Annotated in this window: 3 protein-coding genes; all 3 read left to right on the plus strand. The window is 34.5% G+C overall.

From position 1 onward, the window contains the following. The first annotated feature begins 105 nt into the window (after positions 1 to 105). The 3 genes from HZF10_RS17630 to HZF10_RS17640 all read left to right on the plus strand — a co-directional run bounded on the left by HZF10_RS17630 (position 106) and on the right by HZF10_RS17640 (position 3445). The gene (locus HZF10_RS17630; RefSeq protein WP_176007562.1) at positions 106 to 525 is read left to right on the plus strand and encodes a hypothetical protein; all 420 of its coding nucleotides are present in this window, start codon (positions 106 to 108) and stop codon (positions 523 to 525) included. 238 nt (positions 526 to 763) lie between these two features. After that, positions 764 to 2290 (plus strand): ORC-CDC6 family AAA ATPase, encoded by a 1527-nt coding sequence (locus tag HZF10_RS17635; RefSeq protein WP_176007563.1) that lies wholly within the window; start codon positions 764 to 766, stop codon positions 2288 to 2290. A gap of 219 nt (positions 2291 to 2509) precedes the next feature. Beyond that, on the plus strand, positions 2510 to 3445 hold the full coding sequence (locus tag HZF10_RS17640; protein WP_176007564.1) for a DUF5677 domain-containing protein: 936 nt from the start codon (positions 2510 to 2512) through the stop codon (positions 3443 to 3445). Positions 3446 to 3651: the final 206 nt, after the last annotated feature.

The following is a 3651-nucleotide window of genomic DNA, read 5'->3' on the forward strand; positions in this document are numbered from 1 at the left end:
TTTCTTAACTTCGTTTCCGTTCGGTGGAGAATACTCTTTCCGGAATGCCGCGGCGCCAAAGAAGCCGCCGAACGTTACCTGCTATTTCACTGAAAACAGATTCAAATGAAAAGACTTTTTTCAATATTATTTCTCCTTTTAATTTGTCAAAAATCTCTTGCTTGCGAATGTGAGGTTAAGCAAAGTGTGAAAGTTAATTGGAATGCATCCAATACGATATTTGTTGGGAAAGTTATTCAACGATCTAGCGAAGTTAAGAGTGATGGAAGTCTTATTTTTATTTACGAATTTCAAATTAACACCATCTATAAGTCAGCCTCACGAAATAAGAAACTTTCGGAAAAAATGTATTTTCACATAAAGAATAATTGTGGATATGTTTTTGAAGTTGACAGAGAGTATTTAATCTATGCAAACCAAAGCGGAAATAGCAATTCATTTGAGTGTTCAATATGCTCAAGAACTGATATCTTGAAAAACATAAAAAAGGAAGAGTTGTCCTATTTGAAAAAGCTCAAGAAATAATCCAGATGCCAAACGCATATACATAGAAACAGCAGGTAACCGCCTATTCACGCCATTGCTGGTTTGCGGTGACGGGAAGCCTCTTTTCCGAAGCCGCAAAACATTGGGTTTTTCAAACTTTCCAAGTTAGAAAAATCCAAAAGTTTTGCTACCTTTCGTCAAGACGGAGAGTACTTTCTCCGGCAGCCGCAACGGCGCGAATAGGCCTCACGTTACTAGCAACTTTAATACAAGTCCAATGAACGATAATATTAAAATAAATACTCTTGCAAGATACATTGAGGAAAATTTACGTGTGTCCGACCAAACTTCTCTTAATTATATTGATCCAAGAGGACATGTAAGTCGGCTAAATAGTAAACAAAATCAGATCATTTTTGGAAGAAGAGGATCGGGAAAATCCCTACTTGTTAGAACGTTGAAAAGAGATACCTCCAATTCTGTTTTCATAAAAGTCAATATTGAAGACTATAAAGATATTAGCTTTCCTGATTCAATAATTCAGGTCTATCGCTCGTTTTTTAGACAGTTGCAAAAAGAGATTAACGAGAATCCAGAATGGTTTCAATTTCTAAAAAAATATAACGGAAAAAAACTGTCAAGTGAGATTCAAAAAATTCTCAATGAAATGCAAGCTCAGCTAACCACGCCAGACATTTACGATGAAAACGTTAAGAAAACAAATTCTGAAAAGGCTGGTGGAAATTTCAAAACAAATGCACTTGGATCAGAATTTGGAGGTAACGCAGAAGCTTCCCAATCAACAGAAATTCAAAAATCGGTTCGTATTGAAAAACTTAATAGACTTAAGATCCAACTCTCAGAAATGAAGGAATTAGTCAATAAAGTTTCTAAATTTCTAAATTCCAAACATATATTTCTTGTATTAGACGATTTCTATTTCATCCGCAAAAATGATCAAGCAAATTTTATTGATTTATTTCACAGGCTGTCGAAAGATACCGAAGTCTACCTCAAAATTGCTACAATAAAACACCTTTCCACTCTATACTCGCAAACGAATGGAAGCATTTCGGGAATTGAAATAGGTCATGACGCCCAATCGATTGAATTAGATTACACATTGGACCAATTCCAGGCATTGTCAAATTTCATGCGAGAATTGCTAAATCAAGCTAATACAAATTCTAATGCCGGTGTAGATTTAAGACAATTGATTTCAGATAACGCATTTAAACAACTTTGTCTCGCTTCCGGAGGAGTTCCAAGAGATTTTTTGTCACTCTTTATTAAATTATGCAATAGGGCAGTAAATAATAATAGTTCTATATCGAAGACCGATGTCAATGACATTGCAATAGAGAATTATCCCAACAAACTAGATAATTTTAAACATGATTCTGCAGAGGAAAAAGAACTTTTAGAATATTATTTAAAGTTTCTAAGAAAGTTTACCTTGACTGACAAAAACACAAATATATTTTTAGTTTCTAATAACGATTTAGGAGATTATTCTCAAATAAAACAGGCAATTAAAGAATTGGTAGATTTACGTCTAATTCATTTGGTAGACGCCAACACAAGTTCAGCGCCGTCAGATGGAAAACGATATAGTGCCTACATGATTGATATAGGTCTTTATCCAAATTCCCGACCAAGAAATTTCAATCAAATAGAGCCTGGTCAAACTGATGACGCAGGAAGACGTGATCAAATTAGATCTGCTCCAAAAATAAGCTTACAAGACTTCAAAAAGTATATTGACGATTTGAGACTAACTCAAGTTCTAGAAGAAACTGACTAAAGCTGCTAATAACCGCCGTTAACCGCCATCGCGGGTCTCGGGTGATTGAACCTGCCTTTTTATAAGTCACAAAACAACAATTTTTTCTACTTTGTCAAGCTTGAAAAAACCATTTGTTTTGCTACCTTTCGTCCTGGCAGATAGTAATCTGCTCCAAAAGCCGCGACGATCGGTTAGCGGCCTCACGTTAGTAGCCATGCTCGTAAAATCTCAACGACTATGAAAATCAGTTATCCAAATAGACAGAATGTTTCAGAAACAATTCAGTTCGAAAAATTTCAAAAAGATTTTGATCAGAACATTGAATTTTTAGAAGATTTTTCTGGACTGATTACTTTAAGCGGTAGAATGATTTCATTCGTAACCCCTGAGAAGATTCACTTTGTAAATCCTATTCTACTTGATAGTTCAGTCAACACCCTGAAAAGTATCAAATTATGTTGCTCTATAGGGAGTTTTTCTGATGCAAATACTTTAATTAGAAAACTAAGAGATGATTTACTCTTGTACGTATATATACTATCGGTTTTAAATAAGTATAAACCATTTGTTCAAAATTCTATTGAACAAATCAGTCTTGAAAGTGAAAAAGAGTTCGCAAAAACATTTGCCAATTTAGAATTCAATACTAATCTATCAAACGATGAAAAAGCGATTGAATCTTGGTTAAGGGATGAAGTTCATAAACTCGATGACAACATTAAAAAGAAATTGAGTTTCGGGAATTATATGAATGTATTGAAGTCAAATCAGGAGGTAAAAATTATTCTTGAAAAATATAATCTCAAGAATTATTGGACATTACTTACTGGCAAATTAAATGATTACGTTCATAATAATGGTCGAAAATTCAATAGCCATAATATTCTCCATTCAGAAACTACTCAACTTGACGTCCATTTATCAAATATAAATATTAGAACTTCTTATGTCGTCACATTTTTTTTAATACTAATAACAATGACTGAGTCGGCACTTTTATGTTCAGGCGAGATTGAAGATTATCTAAATTTAGGGCTTGAACCACCTGAAGATTGTCAATATGAAATTGCACCATTTATACAGAAATTTATTGACGATAAAGTTGTCAAACTTCATCCAGAACTGAAAGATTATTTACGTGATAATAATAATTACAATATGAAAATCCAATAGCACGGCTACTAACCGCCGCTAGCCAAAATTGCTGGTTTTTAGTAAGTTGAAAGTTTCATTTTCACGAAGAAAGTTTTATCTTGGCAGAGAGAACTCAGCCCGCTGGAACCGCAACTTCGGCTATCGGCATAACGTTAGCGGCAAGCGCGTCGAGTCCGGTTTCCAATTCGAATCTAAAATTGCCAATAGGATCGCAATCGTTGCGC

Source organism: Flavobacterium agri (genome assembly GCF_013401995.1).
Taxonomy (GTDB): domain Bacteria; phylum Bacteroidota; class Bacteroidia; order Flavobacteriales; family Flavobacteriaceae; genus Flavobacterium; species Flavobacterium agri.